The following is a 17,148-nucleotide window of genomic DNA, read 5'->3' as shown; positions in this document are numbered from 1 at the left end:
AGGAATTAAGCATTCCCATCATTTATAATTTCCTAAACTTCCAATATGCTGAAATATTATCTGCATGATTATCGCCTATTTGATAACTGAGCGAAATCTCCGCACCTTGATAAAATGGTACATAAATACTTAAAGCTCCCATACCTAGACTTAAATATTCAATATTTGCTATTGGTAATGGTAAATTTTCACGCACTGATAAAACATGTGTCTGCTGAGTTCTATATACAGATATAGGTCCAGCTGTCACAGAAGGATCTTGTAAAGTATATGGATCATACTTTGTACCCTCAAAGTGACTTTCTAGAGCATTCTCAACATCTATAATTGAAATTTTATCTTTAGGGGTTAAGAATATTGGAAAACTATTACCTTGATATTTCTCACCTTTTTCTGAAGGTGTGAAAATGTCCTGTAAGTATTTAACTCTAGGATAATTATATCACGCATCTCCGTTATCATCCTTACTATAAATTTTTCTAAAGTTAAATTGACCACTACTATATAAATCATTTTCTTTTGCGAAAGAGATTAAATTTGATGATGTGATTACATTATCTTTATCATCTAGATTTATAACACCAATTCTACTTTGATTTGCTGACACGAAATACTTATCATCCGGAATCTTAATAGCTACCCATTCATGTCCGCCTGCATTCTCCATATACCAGGCCTCATTCTTATCTGCAAAAGCTACTCCAAAACCCTCAGCAGAACCATATTTCTCAATGATCGAACCTAACAATTCAACTCCTTGTTTAGCCGACTTTTTTTGTGGTAGAGTTATCATTACTACAGCTTCTTCTGATACTCCATTATTAACATATGGATCAATCGCTAAAACTTTTTCATTACTAAATATAGTTTCAGTAGCAGAGACAGAAACACCTATATCATTAAATCCAGATTCTTGAAAGCCGTTACTATTGGTCTGCCAGTCAGGTAAACCAGAGTAACCAAGCAAATTATCTGGCATTGTATACCTAAATCTATTTTCAGGTTCTTCAATATTTTGATATACATATCCTTTCTCCATCGGCGGATGATATATAAATCTCACTGCCGAACTATCTGCTGGTCCATCTACACTTCTAGCAATTAAAGTAGGGCCTTCTTTTGAAGCATTTTTACCTACAATAATAGTAGTACACGAAAAACTTTGAACAACACTTAGCATCGCAAGTATCGATAGTGATATTCTTTTGATATTCATTTTGATTTATTACATAAACTATTAAATAATGATTAGATTCCAACATGAAATACAATTCCTATTTGTAAAAAATAGAAAATCAACCATTAGATATTCTTTATATAGAGCATTTAGCCATAAAAGCATATACTTTCTAAAAATGATTAGTATCATAGTCATTATTAAAATATAAATACCAGAGTAATAAAATGAAACGTATATTATTAACTATATTACTGTTTACTAGTGTCAGTGCCTTTGCTTGCTCAAACAAAGATCAACTAACTATCACAATTAACACTATAGAAAAGGCTAATTTTCCTCATAAAGCATACATAGCTTTAGGTAAAAAACTTTTTAATGATGATCTTTTATCTAACGAACTACACTCATATGATGTAGCTATTAATCACTCATCAGGAACTATGGTGTTTGATATAGAATCGAGTAAAATGAAAAAGCAAATACAAGAAAGAGTCGAAAAGCTTTTAACTCAACAAGGCTTACGTGAAGTACGAGTAACTCATGATAAGTTACAAAAGATTGAAAAGTAAATAAATATATAGATTTTTAAGTATTATTTCCACAAAGAAATCGTAACATGTTCGCATATTACAAATAACATAATTATTCTAACAGCTTAAAATGGAATATCATCATCAAAGTTAGATGAGTTAATCTCTGCGAAGTCAGGCATATTATCTTGCTTTGGAGCTTGTTGCTGATTTCGATTAAAATTGTTGTTTGGCTGTTGATTAAAGTTCGAATTATTCTGATAATTTGAACCGCCCTGATTGTTACCACCACCAATAAATTGGAAATTGTTTGCAATAATTTCTGTTGAATACTGCATATTGCCATTTTTATCTTGATATTTATTTGTACGAAGCCTACCTTCTACAAAAAGTTGTGTTCCTTTGCTAGTATATCTTTGGATAGCTTCTGCACCTTTACCAAATACAACTACTCTATGCCATTCTGTAGTAATATTATCACCCATACCATCATTTGTAGCCAAACTAAGAGTTGCTACTGTAGTACCATTCTGAGTTGTTCTAACTTCCGGATCATTTCCTAATCTACCTAGTAAAATAACCTTATTTACCGTTCCTTTAGCCATTTTTTAGCTCCTGTATTATTTTTAAAAATTACTCTATTACAGCTTACAGCAAAAACATCTATGTGATAAGTATTTCAGAGTTTTTTTTGATTATTTATAGCTTAACTCAGATATTCTCACTCACTGCAAAATTTATCTCATCAAAGCTAAAACCATTGTATGCTAAATAGTTCATAGCTTTTTGTTTTAGTTTAAAATCTTTTTGTAACTCACCAATATTTTTATATCTTTTATACAAGCATCTCTGACAGAGCTCAAACCAATCAATATTCTCCTGCTCAATATATTTCTCAATAAGATCTTGTGATAAACCTTTTTGATAAACAGCAGTATTTATAATTCGTTTTTTGCCCCTAAGCTTAGCGACTTCACTTGTTACAAATACTCGGGCAAAACGCTCGTCAGATAACCATTTATTTTTTTCAAACTCATCAAGTAATGATTCTATGTCATCACCAGAAATATTATCCCTTTTGTAAAGCTTATCTGACAATTGTTTGCGAGAATAATCCTGCTTAGCAAGAAGATATAAAAGATAGTTTTTTTCTTTAGATAAGCTCATCTTGAGTAGTTGAAGACTTTTTAGATTTTGACTCTACTGGAGAATCTTGATTTGCATACTTGTGAGGTAATAGAAGTTCTAAAAGAGCTTTTTCGATTTCATCACGCTCAACAGTATTCTCTTTCAAATATTCTTTTGATTTCTCTTTACCTTGGCCAATTTTCTTACCTTTGTAGCTATACCATGCACCTGATTTCTCAACAATACCATGCTTAGCACCTAAGTCCACAAGTTCCGCTTCCAGAGAAATACCCTCGCCATAGATAAGCTCAAATTCACACTGCTTAAAAGGAGGAGCAACCTTGTTCTTAACGATTTTAACTTTGATCTCATTACCGTTGATATCTGTACCATCTTTGATAGCCCCACCCTTTCTAACTTCTAAACGAACAGAAGAATAAAATTTAAGAGCATTACCACCAGTCGTAGTCTCAGGGTTGCCAAACATAACACCTATCTTCATACGAATTTGGTTAATAAACATTACCAGCGTATTTGATCGTTTGATGTTTGCTGTTAGCTTTCTAAGAGCTTGAGACATCAATCTAGCTTGTAGACCCATATGAGAGTCACCCATATCACCTTCAATCTCTGCTTTAGGAGTAAGTGCTGCAACAGAGTCAATTACAACTATATCAACACCACCAGAGCGTACAAGCATATCTGCAATCTCTAGAGCTTGCTCACCAGTATCTGGTTGAGATACGATTAAATTATCTACATCCACACCAAGAAGCTTTGCATATTTTGGATCAAGAGCGTGCTCTGCATCAACAAAGGCTGCTGTACCACCTTGCTTTTGACATTGAGCAATAGCTAATAAAGTTAAAGTTGTCTTACCTGAAGATTCATGTCCATATATCTCAATTATACGACCTTTTGGATATCCTCCAATACCAAGAGCCACATCAAGAGCTATCACGCCAGATGGAATAACATCTATATCATGAGCAGCTTCTTGATCTCCCAGCTTCATAATAGAACCTTTACCAAACTGCTTTTCTATCTGAGAGAGCGCTGATTCTAGAGCTTTTTCCTTACTCATACTATATTTTACTCCTGTTAATATTAATGTTGCTTATCACTAGCTACTTCTTGTAATGAGTCTTGATACATTGCATCAAAATTAACAGCTGATAAGCATAGTTGAGGGAAGCCTCCACTTGTTACTAAATCTGAAACAGCCTCACGAGCGTAATGATAAAGAATATTTGGACAGAAAGCTTTTTTTGCATGCTCGATTTGCCCTTCTTCCATATTCGAAACCGTGAAGATACCTGCTTGCTTAACCTCTATCTCAAAAGCTGTCATACCATCATTTTGCACTTTTACTTCAAGAGTCAAAACACTTTCATAAGTATTTTCTTCTGGTAAATTTACAGCCTCTACTTTTAAATCTGTATGTAGCTCAGGCTTCCATGCTGTAGCCCATATCTTATCAGAGTCTGGAATAGAGAAAGAAAGGTCTTTAACATAAACTTTTTGAATTTGAAATTGTGGTTGTGCTTGTTGATCCATTTTGTGATCCTTAATATTTTTTATAAAAACTTACTTAGACAAAGACTTAACTGGGTAACTTGCTTGTAACCATGCACTCAAGCCACCTTTAAGTACAAAAACCTGCTCAAAACCAGCCTTACGCAATTCAAACATTGCTTTCTCCGCACCATTTCCATAAATAACTATAGGCTTAGCCTTGTACTTATTTAATTTCTTATGTTTTTGAGAAACTTCATCAAGCTGAATATTTTGCGAACCTATAATGTGAGCATTACTAAATTCTTCTTGGCTTCTAACATCCAAATATACACCCTTTCCTTTATTAACTGTCATAACAGCATCTGCAACAGACAAACTATATTGAGACTTCTTAGTTTGAGTTAGCTCAAAGATTATATAGATAGCTAATAATAAAATAAAAGATAAACAAAACAGTAAGTTTTGTGAAACGAAATAGCCTAAATTTTCCATAATTTTAATTGTCTTTTGTAAATATTCTTATATCTAAGCTAAGATTATACATAGCTTTAGATATAAAAAAAAGAAGCTTTTAATTTAATAAGATAAAACGTTTTTAGAAAGATATTTTCAATATTGAATTACTGCATCTTAGCAACGATGTCTTTAGTAACATCAATGCTATCAACATTATATAAGCTCATTTCAGCAGGTAAGATAGCATCTAACTGCTTCTCTTCAGCTACTTTAGCAGAAGCTTTGTTTAGAGCATCTTTAAATGCATCAGCATCATCAGAAGCCATTTTTTGAACTTGATTCATTAGATCTTGATATTGCTTCATAGCTTTTTCAAGATCTGCTTGAGCTTGCTCTTTATCACTATTTTCTACTTTATCTGCAGCTTCTGCATCTTTAGTATCGCCTTTAGAATCATCTGCTTGAACCTGGTCTTTCTCTTCAGTATAAGAATTTACCTTCTCTTGAAGAGTTGTGATATTTTTCTTTAGTTCATCCATTTGAGGCTTAAGCTTTTTCTCATCAGCTGTAACTTTTGCTTTACCTAATGGAGAAGTTTCAAATACATCTTGTACATTTGCAAAACCAACGCCACCAGCAAAAGCTGAAGTTGCTGATATAAGTAAACCACCTGCGATTGCTGCACCTAATAATGTTTTTTTCATAGCCATTCTTCCTTTTTGTTTAGTTTTAGAAACTTAGTGTTACCATCGATTATAGTCATGGTTTTTTATGGTTTCAACACCTATTACACTTATTTTAGGCTAAAGCTAGCTTCTGAGGCTGCCTTATAATAAACGCTGTTACCTAACTTTTGCGAAACTGCTGTTAAAAAATCTAGTGGTCTTGTATAGTCAACAATATCCATATTATCTAGTTTTTCCTGCTTAAGCTGACTTACAGATGCAAAACCATCTATTAATCCAATTTTCTCAGCTTGAATACCACTAAAAGGCTCACCAGAAAATGTTGTATCCTTAGATTTAACTTTTAGCCTATCACCTCTAGATTTCTCTACAGCATCTATGAATACCTGATGAGTTTCATCCAAAAGCTTCTCAAATTGCTTCGTTTGTTCTGGCTTCTGTGGTGAAAAAGGATCTAAGAAATCTTTATTTTTACCAGATGTATAAGTTCTTCTTTCTACACCAATTTTATCCATAAGCCCTGTAAAGCCAAATCCACTTCCAATTACACCAATAGATCCCGTAATAGTCATCTTGTTAGCATAAATTTCTTTAGCTCCAGTTGCAATGTAATATCCTCCACTTGCACAAACATCTGTACAAACGGCATACATAGGTACTTTTGGATGCTTCTTCTGTAAGTATTGCATATGCTCATATATTTCATCAGATTGAACTGGAGAACCTCCTGGACTATTAATTTCAACGATAACAGCTTTGGTTAATTTACTTTCATATGCATCATCTAAGCTTTTATTAACTCTTTCAGAATTTGCTTCAGCATCTTCTGCTATTACACCTTGTACTTTTACTAATGCTATGTGAGGTGTAAGCTCTTTCGATGAGCTAAATAGCCTCGGGACTATCATTATCAAAACTATCAAGATAATAACAATCCTAATAAATAACTTCCAACGTCTCTTACTTTTTAGGTCTTTAATATGGGCATTAGCTAATTTTTCTAAAGTCTCGTTAGAAATGTTACTTTCCATTTTTTCTCCATATGTTAATATTTTCTCATCAATTTTAAATGTATTTAACAAAAAATACATTATTTAAATCCAGGTATTATGATAATGGCAAAACCACTAAAAGAAAAAGCTGAGAAACTAGGACTTGCAAACATTTCTAAACATATATTTTTATGTTGTGACCAAGATAGACAAAAGTGTTGTAAAGGTAAAGAGTCTCTTGAATCATGGGACTATTTAAAGAAAAGACTTCAAGAGCTAAAGCTTTCACAAAATGGTCATATCTATAGATCCAAAACATACTGCCTAAGAGTTTGTCAAAATGGTCCTATAGCTGTAGTTCACCCAGATAATGTTTGGTATCATTCTTGCACACCAAAAGTACTTGAAGAAATCATTCAAAAGCATTTGATCGGTGGTAAAGTCGTCAAAAAATATGCTTTTATTCCATCTGAGGCTTAACTTTTATAGATACTCTAATAATACGCCCTACCACAAAACTTATTATCATAATTAACACACAATACTTAAATATATTTGAATATTCCGGAATTAGACTTTTAGTGCTATCTGTACTAGAGCCTAAACTGTTTTTTACCACATAGCCACTTATTAAATGAGCATACGATATCAAAATAAACCATAATCCTATTGCTGTAGTTCTTAGTGAGACCGGCATATAACTACAAATTATAGATAAAGCTGTACTTGCAGCAATAAGCTCTGCAAATGCCATAAATAACTGAAATACTAAAATCCAATCTGAGCTTACAACTTCAGAGGATCTACTCAAAGTCGCACAGTACAATAAAAGGTATCCTAACCCACAAGCAAATATCCCTATTGTTATATTATTTAAATACTTAATTCCTAAATTTGCTAGACTGTTTTTTCGCATAAACAATATACACAGTGGTCCAACCACAACTACCCAAAGAGGTTCTAGTGCCTGAAAACTCTCAGGTGGGATTATAAAGCCAAAAAGCTTATGGTCTGTACACAGTATTGTAAAGGTATTTACGCTTATGGTTCTTTGTGTAAATACAAATATCATACTCCAAGCTAAAAGTAATACAACTAACGCAAATGCGATCTGACTATAGTTTTCTTTATCAATAGCTGCTTTTACAACAAGGAAAATTAAGATGAATATTATCACAAGAGTTTGAAATACTAAGACAAGCTTTGGATTTGAGATAACAAATGCGCCTAGTAGGACGATTGCAAAAACACCCAACAAAACTTGAACAACCCTTTTAAACTCAAAATCAAGATTTAAAATCTTACTACCTTGAAAGTGTAAAGCTTTTAGAATCAGTATCCATGAAACTAAGGTTATAAAAAAAGCAGCTAGCATTACAAACTGCCAATCTATATATTTACTAATTGCTGGAGAAATCAAGCCTCCTAAGGCAGCTCCAATATTTATTGAAATCAAAAAATATACAAATTTCGTATCAAGAAATTTCTTTTCTTCAATAAGTTCAGCAAAAATCTTACTAGAGTTACTTTTAAATGCTCCTGTTCCGATACAAATCAACGCTAATGGAATAGATATCAAATAATATAGATTAAGATGTTCTGCAACAACATAGCCAAAGAACACCATTCCAATATAACCAAGACATATTAAAAACATACCTAGTAATAACGTGTTTTGGCTACCTAATACCCTATCTCCAATAAAACCTCCCAGAGCAATAAAACAATATAACAAACTAATAAAAGCAGACATATGTAATACTGCTTGAGGCATTGCTAATCCTAAACCCTTATGAAGAATACTATATAAAAGTATGGTCGCGAGCATCGCATATGCAAAATACTCAACTACTTCTAGAGCTATAATATATCTATAGATTTTCATAAAAATGGATTTATATTTTAAAATAATCTTCAAGAAATAATACTACAATATTGATTTTAAAAAGCAAAAACTTATAATATTTTAAATCTAGAATTTAATGAATGCTTAAGATAATGAAAAATATAATTAAAATATACTCTGTGATGCTTATTTCTCTAATGCTAACAAGCTGTGCAAGCATGTATGGAGATAATGATAGAAATATAACTGTGAATTCTATACCCTCAGGAGCAACAGTTAAGCTCAATGGCACACCTGCAGGGATCACTCCTGCAACATTCAAAATAGATGGAAACAATATTTGGAATCCAAACATTACAATTTCAAAAAAAGGGTATAAAACAGAGTCTTTCAAAGTCACAACATCTTTCCAAAGTGGCGGACTATGGAATATTCTTACGATTTGGGGATTTGCTATCGATGCAGCAACAGGTGATATGATGAAAATAGATAACAAGAACATAACTGTTACACTGACAAAAGAATAATCTAAAAATTTTTTCTTCTTATATTTTTTTGATACAATACATAAAATATCTTCAGGGCAGGGCGTAATTCCCTACCGGCGGTAACTGACTTGTCATTCTATCCGATCACTGAGTACATTCGACTACGCTCAGTAACTACGGAGTCGAAGTGTGATCATAGGATCTATAGCAATATCAAGCTTGATATTGCTTTGATAAACTCAGAAGCCCGCGAGCGCTTTCTAAATTTTTAGAAAGGTCTAGCAGATTTGGTGTAAATCCAAAGCCGACAGTTATAGTCTGGATGAAAGAAGGTTTGAGAAATATATAATTTTTACACGGCTTAAACTATATTTGTAGTTTTTGCATTATTATATTTATTATCCTCTCCTGCCCTAGCGTAACTAAACTTAGACGGGCAAATGAAAAACATAGATAGATATTACATGCAACAGGCTTTGACTCTAGCAAATAGAGGCAAATTCACTGTGTCACCGAACCCCATGGTCGGCTGCATAATAGTAAAAGATGGAGCGATTATTGCTGAAGGTTGGCATGAGGTTGCTGGCGAAGCACATGCAGAAATTCACGCTCTAAAAAAAGCTGGTTATAATGCAAAAGATTCCACAGTCTATGTAACTCTTGAACCTTGCTGTCATCAAGGTCGGACCCCGCCATGTACAAAGGCTCTCATAAAAGCCAAAGTAGCAAAAGTAGTTATAGCAACTCTTGATCCAAACCCCAAAGTTGCTGGTGGTGGAGCTCAAAAACTTAAAGATGCTAGTATAGAGGTTAAGGTTGGTGTTTTAGAAAAACAAGCCCAAGATTTAAACAAAATATTTTTCCATTATCAAAAAACACAAAAGCCTTTTGTCTATACTAAATGGGCAATGTCTCTTGATGGTAAAATCTCTGTAAATGGTGATGATTCAAAAAAAATAAGCTCTGAAGTCGCTTTCACACACACTCATAAATTACGCAACATTTGTGATGCTATTTTAATTGGAAAACAAACACTTATTGATGACAATCCTAGTCTTGATGTAAGAATAAATATTAATGAAATTAAACACCCCACTAAGTTTATACTTTGCAGTGAGTTAGATGAGATTAATAATAACTGGAAAGTCCTAAATCAAGAGCAGGCAAAAACAATTTTTATTTGCACAACTATTTCTGATCAAGCAGCTCTGCAACTCAATAATATTGGCGTCGAATATTGGAAACTTTCATCTAATGACAATAAAGTCTGCTTGAGAACTCTACTTGAAAGAATGGGAGTTATGGGCATAACAAGCCTATTAGTTGAAGGCGGTAAAAAAACCATTGAAAACTTTATCAATTCAAAATTAGTAAATGAATTTGCTACATACTTATCTCCTGTAGTAATTGCCAATCATAATCCTAAAGAAAAACTTTCTTTTACTGATATAGCTTTCATGGGTAAGGATTTATTTATAAGCTCTAGCTTTAAGGAAAATACAAATGTTTAGCGGCATAGTTCAAGAACTAGGAACTATCGAGAAAATAACGACAAATAATAATGTCAAAACTTTTCAGATAAAGTTTGATAATAGTTCAAATTGCAAAATTGGTGATAGTGTTGCTATTAATGGCACATGCTTAACTGTAACTGAATTAAATGGAAATACAGCAAGCTTTGATACTGTCCCAGAGACTCTTGAAAAAACTAGCTTAGACACTCTAAAAATTGGTGACAAAGTAAACACCGAACTTGCGATGAGATACGGCGATCATGTTGGAGGCCATATGGTGCAAGGACATATCGATGAGACAGGTCAAATCAAAAGCATACAAGCCAATGGTTATGCTTGGATTGTTGAGATATCAGCATCTAATGATTTTTTAGCTTACCTAGTAGAAAAAGGCTTTGTAACTATCGATGGTATGAGCATTACTGTCATAGATGTTTTAAAAGAGTCTTTCACAGTAACTCTAATACCTCACACGATTGAAGTAACTATAGCTCAAGGTTATACAGAAGGCTCATTTGTAAACCTTGAAGCTGATGCAACTGGTAAATACATATACAAATATATAACAGGACTAAATAAAAATGTTTGAACAAACAAAACACAATGTTGAAAAAGCTATTAACGCCTTAAAGCAAGGTAAACCTGTTGTGGTAGCAGATGATCACGATAGAGAAAATGAAGGTGATTTAATCCTACCTGGCCAGCTGGCTTCTGAAGAAAATATCGCCTTTATGCTAGAGCATACAAGCGGTATCGTATGTTTATCCATGGACTCAAAAAGAGCAAGTGCTCTAAATCTAGCCCCTATGGTTACTGCTGATAAAAATAACAGCACATTCTCAACTCCTTTTACAGTAACAATAGAAGCAAAAGAAGGTGTAACAACTGGCGTATCTGCAAAAGACAGGGCCCGTACAATACAAGTAGCATCTAAAGTAAATGCCAAAGCAGATGAGCTTGCTAGGCCTGGACATATTTTCCCACTTATTGCTAATGATAAAGGTGTACTTGGTCGCAATGGCCATACGGAGGCTGCGGTTGATCTTATGAAGCTAAGTAGTTTCAACAGTGCTGGTGTTTTATGTGAGCTTATGAATAAAGATGGCTCTATGATGAAAACTGAGCAATTAGAAAAGTTTGCCAAAAAACATGATCTACCACTTTTGACAATTGCTGAACTATATCAATACCGTTTAGCTACAGAAGTTTTTATTGAAAAATCTGCTAGTTCCACAATACCCTTTGACGGTGTTGGTGAGCTTGAGATGACTGTATATAAGGACAAATTCAACAATGAAGAGGTTGTTGTACTATCAAAACCTTATAGTGGAGATATTCCTCTTGTTAGAATGCACTCATCATGTATAACTGGCGATCTTTTTGGCTCTCTAAGATGTGACTGTCAAGCTCAGCTAAAAGCAGCAATGCAAATGATAAGCCAAGAAGGAGGATATTTAATATATCTAAACCAAGAAGGTCGAGGTATTGGTTTAACAAATAAACTAAAGGCCTATAACTTACAGATAAATGAAAAAATGGACACAATTGAAGCAAATGTGGCACTAGGATTACCAGTAGACTCTAGAAAGTATGATCTAGCCATACAAGTTCTCAAATATAACCAAATAGATAAGTGTCGCCTAATCTCAAATAATCCAAAAAAAATACATGCTCTTGAGACTGTAGGTATACATGCTGAGCCTGTTGCATGTGATGCTTTTGTAAACTCTCATAACAAAGACTATCTCATGACAAAGAAAGACAAAATGAAACATACAATCAAAGGGATATAAAAACCATGGAAAAACTAGCTATTGTTGTAAGCGAATTTAATTCATTAATTACTGATAAAATGCTTGAAGGTGCTTTAGAAGAAGCATATTCTCAAGGTCTAAAAGATAGTCAAATATATATAAAAAGAGTACCTGGTGCAGTTGAACTTCCCTTTGCTGCTAAGCTTTTAGCAGAAACCGGAAAGTTTGATGCTATTGTATTACTTGGCTGTGTAATTCGTGGTGAAACTGACCATTATGATTATGTGTGTGACCAAGTTAGCTACGGTACACAAAAAGTTATGCACCAATATAATTTACCTGTGATTTTTGGTATATTAACTACGCATAACAAGGAGCAAGCTTTAGAAAGAGTTGGTGGAAAAAAAGGACATAAAGGTAAATACTGTGTTCAAGCTGCTCTAACTATGGCAAAAATGAAGAAAGATATATTAGAACAAGGAGTATAAATATGTCTTTAGAAATTCTAAAGTACCCTCATCCAGTTTTAAAAGAGGTTGCTAAAGAAGTAGCAAAAGAAGACATCAACGATGACTTTCGTGCAACTATTGCTGAAATGAAAGAGATGATGATAGAAGCTAATGGAGTTGGTTTAGCTGCTGTACAGGTAGGAATAAAAAAAAGATTTTTTATAATGTACGATAATCTGGACGATACAAGTCCTGAAATAATCACTATCATTAATCCAGAAATAATTGAACAAAATGGTGAAATTATTGATGAAGAAGGTTGCCTTTCATTCCCAGGCGTTTCAGCAAAAGTAAATAGAGCAACAACTGTCAAGATAAAAGCATTGAATGAATTTGGTGAAGAGATTGAGATTGAAAAGGAAGACTTCTTAGCTCGTTGCATTCAGCATGAGATAGACCATCTAAATGGCATTACATTTTTTGATCATTTAGGCTCTCTTAAAAGAAAAATGATAGAGAAAAAATATAAAAAACTAATGAAAGAAAATTCAACTGCTTAATTTTTAGTTGTTTTTGTATAATCAGTGCTTTACTTTTTAGCGTAGCTAAGCAAAAATTATGTTTTGTAACTATATTAAAAAATATCTGGATTAATATGCGTAATATTTTTAAAAAAGCAGCAATACTAGCCCTAGTGCTTGTTGTAACATCTTGCGGAATGCTTTCTGGTGATAAATTCGTTTACTTAGGTCATGGCGAAGACTCACCAGATTACCAATTGTATTATGATAAGACTCAAAAGCTTTTTGTCTTAATTGATAAAAGAAATGGTTGTTTTCAAAAAGATGATACAGGTACTTGCCTAGCCTTCACACTAAAAGAAGCTAGAGAATTTAGAGAAAAAGTACTTGCTAAAATGATCGAAATAGATCTAAGACTAGCTAAAGATGACTATGGTAGCTACGCTATCGCAGAACTACAAAAAGCTGGCATTACAACTGTTAATAAGCCTATAGAAACTGAAGATGTATATGCTACACCTATTAGACAAATCGTTTTAGATAGGAAACAACAATATCATCTAGTTAGAAGAGAATACAAACTTGATGCAAATTTAGTTGCAATGGTTACTACTGGAGATGATGGTCAGAAACGTATAAAAGTAGCTTATACGGTTGATTTCCCAGGTGTTGAAAAGAACTTTAACACAAAACTTAGACCATTTATTATAGATCCTGAATATTTATACACGCACATGACTATTGATGCAGTACACGAAGCACAATATATGCAAAGGGATGTTCTAAGAAATCAAAAAGATGTTAAAGAAGAAGTAGCTCATTATCTTTCAGACGTTGTAGACAAAGAACAGCAAATTGCTGGAGATCCTCATGAAGATATCGCTAACAAAGTATCTGCCTTAGACGGTAAAGAAATAATTACAAAAGCAGATATACAAGCTGCTAAAGCTAAAGAACTTAGTAGTGGCAGTAGTGCTCCTACATCAGCAGCTAAAGAGGAAACAAAAGATGAAGATCCTACTATGACAAATAGAACAACACTAGGTAGCGATAACGGAAAATAAAAGCTCTTTTCTCTAAACTATAATTCCCCCACCTAAGCAAACATCTCCATCATAAAAAACAACAGACTGTCCTGGTGTAATAGCCCTTTGTGGATTATCAAACACTACGTTAACTGAACCATTATCATTTACAGTAACTTCACAGGCTTGATCTTGCTGCCTATATCGAACCTTAGCTTTGCATTTAAAACTATCAGCAGGTGGCTTACCAGCAACCCAGCTAAGATCTATAGCGGCTAAAGAGTCTTTAAAAAGCATTGGATGATTATGCCCTTGTACTGCGATTAACACATTATTATCCAAATCCTTTTTAGCTGCAAACCAAGGCACCTCAGGACGATTTTTCACTCCGCCTATACCTAAACCTTGCCTTTGACCAATTGTATAATACATAAGCCCATCATGAGTGCCTATCTTAATACCATTTTCATCATGGATTTCACCCTTTTGAGCAGGTAAGAATTTTGACAAGAACTCTTTAAACTTACGCTCCCCGATGAAACATATCCCTGTACTGTCTTTTTTATCAAATGTTACAAGCTTATTTTCTTTAGCAATTTCACGAACTTTTAACTTCTCAATATCCCCAATTGGAAACATTGTTTGGCTTAATTGCTTTTGACCTAAAGTATATAAGAAATAAGTCTGATCTTTGTTATCATCAAGGCCTTTGACTAACTGAACTGTACCATCATCTAGTACTTTTGTACGCGCATAATGACCTGTGGCTATATAATCACCACCTAAAAGATGAACATAGCTCAGAAATGCTTTAAACTTAATTTCTTTGTTACATAAAATATCAGGGTTTGGTGTTCTACCAGCTTTATATTCTGTTAGAAAATGTTCAAAAACATTATCCCAATATTCCGCAGCAAAGTTTATTTTCTTAAATGGAATTCCGATAGAATCACAAACAGCTTGAGCATCTGCAATATCTTGCTCTGCCGAGCAAAACTCATCCGTATCATCCTCTTCCCAGTTTTTCATAAATACACCAGTTACATCATAACCTTGCTGTTTTAGTAACAAAGCTGAAACTGATGAATCCACACCACCTGAGATACCTACTATTATTTTTTTATTTTGCATAATAACCAATTTTATTTTTTCAAAACTGACAAGAAAGCTTCTTGAGGGATTTCAACAGAACCAATATTCTTCATTCTCTTTTTACCTTCTTTTTGCTTCTCCAGTAGTTTCTTCTTACGTGAGACATCTCCGCCATAACATTTTGCTAGTACATTCTTACGCAAAGCTTTAACTGTACTTCTAGCAACAATAGTACCACCTACAGCAGCTTGAATTGCAACTTCAAACATCTGTCTCGGAATAAGCTCTTTTAATCTCTCAACTAGCTCTCTACCTTTATATTTAGCTTGATCTTTATGCACAATGCTTGCTAAAGCATCAACTTTGTCACCATTAATAAGAACATCTAGGCGAACCATATTTGCAGCTTCATATCTGATTAATTCATAATCTAAAGAGCCATAACCTTTAGTTACTGACTTCAAAGTATCAAAGAAATCTGACACAACTTCAATCATTGGTAGATCATAAGTAATTGAGACTTGATTACCTACATAATTCATATCTACCTGTGTACCACGTTTCTCAACACATATCGTAATTACACTACCTACAAAATCTTTTGGTACAAGAATATTTGCACGGACAATTGGCTCATGTATTTCTGCAATTGCACCTGGTTCTGGTAGCTTAGCTGGATTATCAACTTCAACCATCTCACCATCTTTCTTAACAGCCTTATAAACTACAGTTGGTGCTGATGTGATTAGATCTAAATTATATTCTCTTTCTAATCTTTCTTGGATAATCTCCATGTGAAGCATACCTAAGAATCCACATCTAAAACCAAACCCTAACGCTTGTGAAACCTCTGGTTCAAAGAAAAGTGAAGCATCATTCAAACTTAGCTTATCTAATGCTTCTCTAAAGTCAGGATAATCATCTGAGCTAATTGTAAACATACCTGCATAAACTTGCGGCTGTACTTTCTTAAATCCAGGTACCGCTTTATCAGTTGGATTGTGGGTATGTGTCAAAGTATCCCCTACTGGAGCACCGTGAATATCCTTAATACCTGCAATAATAAAGCCGACCTCACCAGCTTTTAAATGATCAAGATCCTTCATCTTTGGAGTAAATACACCTACTCTATCTGCTTGGTATGATATCCCTGTTGACATGACCTTAAATTTCTCACCTTTTCTCAAAGTACCATTTTTAATTCGCACAAGAGAAACCACTCCAAGATAATTATCAAACCATGAGTCAATAATTAGAGCCTGTAACTTCTCATTTACATCACCTTGAGGAGCTGGGACTTTTGCAACGATAGTTTCCAGTACATCTTCAACACCTATACCAGTCTTAGCACTACAAGTAGTTGCGTCTGTTGCATCAATACCAATAATTTCCTCTATCTCTTCTGCAACTCTTTCTGGTTCTGCAGAAGGTAGATCTATTTTATTCAATATAGGAATAACTTCTAAATCTTGCTCAATAGCTGTATAACAGTTTGCTACTGTTTGAGCCTCCACACCTTGGGCAGCATCTACTACTAGTAGCGCACCTTCACAAGCGGCTAGTGAACGAGATACTTCATAAGAGAAATCCACATGTCCTGGAGTATCAATAAAATTAAGCTGATATGTTTGACCATCTTTTGCAGTATAATCCAAAGTTACAGATTGAGCTTTAATTGTAATACCTCGCTCTCTTTCTATATCCATAGAATCCAGAACTTGTTCTTTCATCTCTCTTTCTGTTAAACCATTACATACTTGGATAAATCTGTCTGATAGCGTAGATTTACCATGGTCAATATGTGCAATTATCGAGAAGTTTCTAATATTTTTCATAAAGTTAAGTTCTATATGTTACTAAAATAAGTTTTTATTTATAAATCTAGCACCTATTATGCTATAAAATCTCTTTAAAATGTAGTGATAGAACTCTTAATGGTGAAAATATCAACTCTATGTTTTATTTTTAG

At 33.8% G+C, this 17,148-nt stretch carries 19 protein-coding genes and 1 pseudogene; 9 read left to right on the top strand and 11 right to left on the bottom strand.

Annotation, left to right across the window (positions count from 1 at the left end; genetic code table 11):
• Positions 1 to 22: 22 nt before the first annotated feature.
• Positions 23 to 1,180, bottom strand: a pseudogene (locus QI37_RS10375) (C69 family dipeptidase).
• 224 nt (positions 1,181 to 1,404) lie between these two features.
• Here QI37_RS10375 and QI37_RS06785 point away from each other — a divergent pair.
• Positions 1,405 to 1,749: a hypothetical protein gene (locus QI37_RS06785; RefSeq protein ID WP_040009850.1), complete on the top strand. Its 345-nt coding sequence runs from the start codon at positions 1,405 to 1,407 to the stop codon at positions 1,747 to 1,749.
• 86 nt (positions 1,750 to 1,835) lie between these two features.
• Here the strand turns inward: QI37_RS06785 and QI37_RS06780 are convergent, their stop codons facing one another.
• The 7 genes from QI37_RS06780 to sppA all read right to left on the bottom strand — a co-directional run bounded on the left by QI37_RS06780 (position 1,836) and on the right by sppA (position 6,529).
• Entirely contained in the window at positions 1,836 to 2,315 is a 480-nt protein-coding gene (locus tag QI37_RS06780) for a single-stranded DNA-binding protein (RefSeq protein WP_040009848.1), read from the bottom strand.
• A gap of 106 nt (positions 2,316 to 2,421) precedes the next feature.
• On the bottom strand, positions 2,422 to 2,877 hold the full coding sequence (locus QI37_RS06775; protein WP_040009845.1) for a regulatory protein RecX: 456 nt from the start codon (positions 2,875 to 2,877) through the stop codon (positions 2,422 to 2,424).
• Positions 2,864 to 3,922, bottom strand: coding sequence for a recombinase RecA (gene recA / locus QI37_RS06770; RefSeq protein WP_040009843.1), 1,059 nt, complete (start codon positions 3,920 to 3,922; stop codon positions 2,864 to 2,866). Before recA ends, QI37_RS06775 begins: the two co-directional genes overlap by 14 nt.
• 23 nt (positions 3,923 to 3,945) lie before the next feature.
• Entirely contained in the window at positions 3,946 to 4,395 is a 450-nt protein-coding gene (gene secB, locus QI37_RS06765; RefSeq protein WP_040009841.1) for a protein-export chaperone SecB, read from the bottom strand.
• 30 nt (positions 4,396 to 4,425) lie between these two features.
• Entirely contained in the window at positions 4,426 to 4,848 is a 423-nt protein-coding gene (locus QI37_RS06760) for a rhodanese-like domain-containing protein (protein WP_040009840.1), read from the bottom strand.
• Positions 4,849 to 4,976: 128 nt separating this feature from the next.
• Positions 4,977 to 5,516: an OmpH/Skp family outer membrane protein gene (locus QI37_RS06755; RefSeq protein ID WP_040010745.1), complete on the bottom strand. Its 540-nt coding sequence runs from the start codon at positions 5,514 to 5,516 to the stop codon at positions 4,977 to 4,979.
• A gap of 89 nt (positions 5,517 to 5,605) precedes the next feature.
• Complete coding sequence (gene sppA, locus QI37_RS06750) at positions 5,606 to 6,529, bottom strand: signal peptide peptidase SppA (protein WP_040010744.1); 924 nt, start codon at positions 6,527 to 6,529, stop codon at positions 5,606 to 5,608.
• A gap of 84 nt (positions 6,530 to 6,613) precedes the next feature.
• On the opposite strand from sppA, the gene QI37_RS06745 reads away from it, so the two are divergent.
• On the top strand, positions 6,614 to 6,970 hold the full coding sequence (locus tag QI37_RS06745; protein WP_040009834.1) for a (2Fe-2S) ferredoxin domain-containing protein: 357 nt from the start codon (positions 6,614 to 6,616) through the stop codon (positions 6,968 to 6,970).
• On the opposite strand, the gene QI37_RS06740 is transcribed toward QI37_RS06745, so the two are convergent.
• Positions 6,951 to 8,375, bottom strand: coding sequence for an oligopeptide:H+ symporter (locus QI37_RS06740; RefSeq protein WP_040009832.1), 1,425 nt, complete (start codon positions 8,373 to 8,375; stop codon positions 6,951 to 6,953). The genes QI37_RS06745 and QI37_RS06740 overlap by 20 nt on opposite strands.
• Before the next feature lie 113 nt (positions 8,376 to 8,488).
• Between QI37_RS06740 and QI37_RS06735 the strand changes: the two genes are divergently transcribed.
• The 7 genes from QI37_RS06735 to QI37_RS06705 all read left to right on the top strand — a co-directional run bounded on the left by QI37_RS06735 (position 8,489) and on the right by QI37_RS06705 (position 14,126).
• On the top strand, positions 8,489 to 8,863 hold the full coding sequence (locus QI37_RS06735; RefSeq protein WP_158409069.1) for a PEGA domain-containing protein: 375 nt from the start codon (positions 8,489 to 8,491) through the stop codon (positions 8,861 to 8,863).
• A 401-nt stretch (positions 8,864 to 9,264) separates the two neighbouring features.
• Positions 9,265 to 10,335, top strand: coding sequence for a bifunctional diaminohydroxyphosphoribosylaminopyrimidine deaminase/5-amino-6-(5-phosphoribosylamino)uracil reductase RibD (ribD, locus tag QI37_RS06730; protein WP_040009828.1), 1,071 nt, complete (start codon positions 9,265 to 9,267; stop codon positions 10,333 to 10,335).
• Complete coding sequence (locus QI37_RS06725; RefSeq protein WP_040009826.1) at positions 10,328 to 10,927, top strand: riboflavin synthase; 600 nt, start codon at positions 10,328 to 10,330, stop codon at positions 10,925 to 10,927. The genes ribD and QI37_RS06725 overlap by 8 nt, the downstream gene beginning before the upstream one ends.
• Entirely contained in the window at positions 10,920 to 12,131 is a 1,212-nt protein-coding gene (gene ribB / locus QI37_RS06720; protein WP_040009823.1) for a 3,4-dihydroxy-2-butanone-4-phosphate synthase, read from the top strand. The genes QI37_RS06725 and ribB overlap by 8 nt, the downstream gene beginning before the upstream one ends.
• A gap of 5 nt (positions 12,132 to 12,136) precedes the next feature.
• Positions 12,137 to 12,580, top strand: a complete 444-nt coding sequence (gene ribH / locus QI37_RS06715; protein WP_040009820.1) for a 6,7-dimethyl-8-ribityllumazine synthase — start codon at positions 12,137 to 12,139, stop codon at positions 12,578 to 12,580.
• A gap of 2 nt (positions 12,581 to 12,582) precedes the next feature.
• Entirely contained in the window at positions 12,583 to 13,101 is a 519-nt protein-coding gene (def, locus tag QI37_RS06710; protein WP_040009818.1) for a peptide deformylase, read from the top strand.
• Positions 13,102 to 13,196: 95 nt separating this feature from the next.
• A complete protein-coding gene (locus QI37_RS06705) occupies positions 13,197 to 14,126 on the top strand; it encodes an FTN_0109 family protein (RefSeq protein ID WP_040009815.1) in 930 nt (309 codons plus the stop codon).
• 12 nt (positions 14,127 to 14,138) lie between these two features.
• On the opposite strand, the gene mnmA is transcribed toward QI37_RS06705, so the two are convergent.
• On the bottom strand, positions 14,139 to 15,218 hold the full coding sequence (gene mnmA, locus QI37_RS06700) for a tRNA 2-thiouridine(34) synthase MnmA (RefSeq protein WP_040009812.1): 1,080 nt from the start codon (positions 15,216 to 15,218) through the stop codon (positions 14,139 to 14,141).
• A gap of 11 nt (positions 15,219 to 15,229) precedes the next feature.
• The gene (lepA, locus tag QI37_RS06695) at positions 15,230 to 17,014 is read right to left on the bottom strand and encodes a translation elongation factor 4 (RefSeq protein ID WP_040009809.1); all 1,785 of its coding nucleotides are present in this window, start codon (positions 17,012 to 17,014) and stop codon (positions 15,230 to 15,232) included.
• Positions 17,015 to 17,148 lie beyond the last annotated feature (134 nt).

The sequence above is a fragment of the Candidatus Francisella endociliophora genome, from assembly GCF_000764555.1.
GTDB lineage: Bacteria > Pseudomonadota > Gammaproteobacteria > Francisellales > Francisellaceae > Francisella > Francisella endociliophora.
Note: the sequence above shows the minus strand (reverse complement) of the source record. Positions and strands in the feature narration are given on the sequence as shown.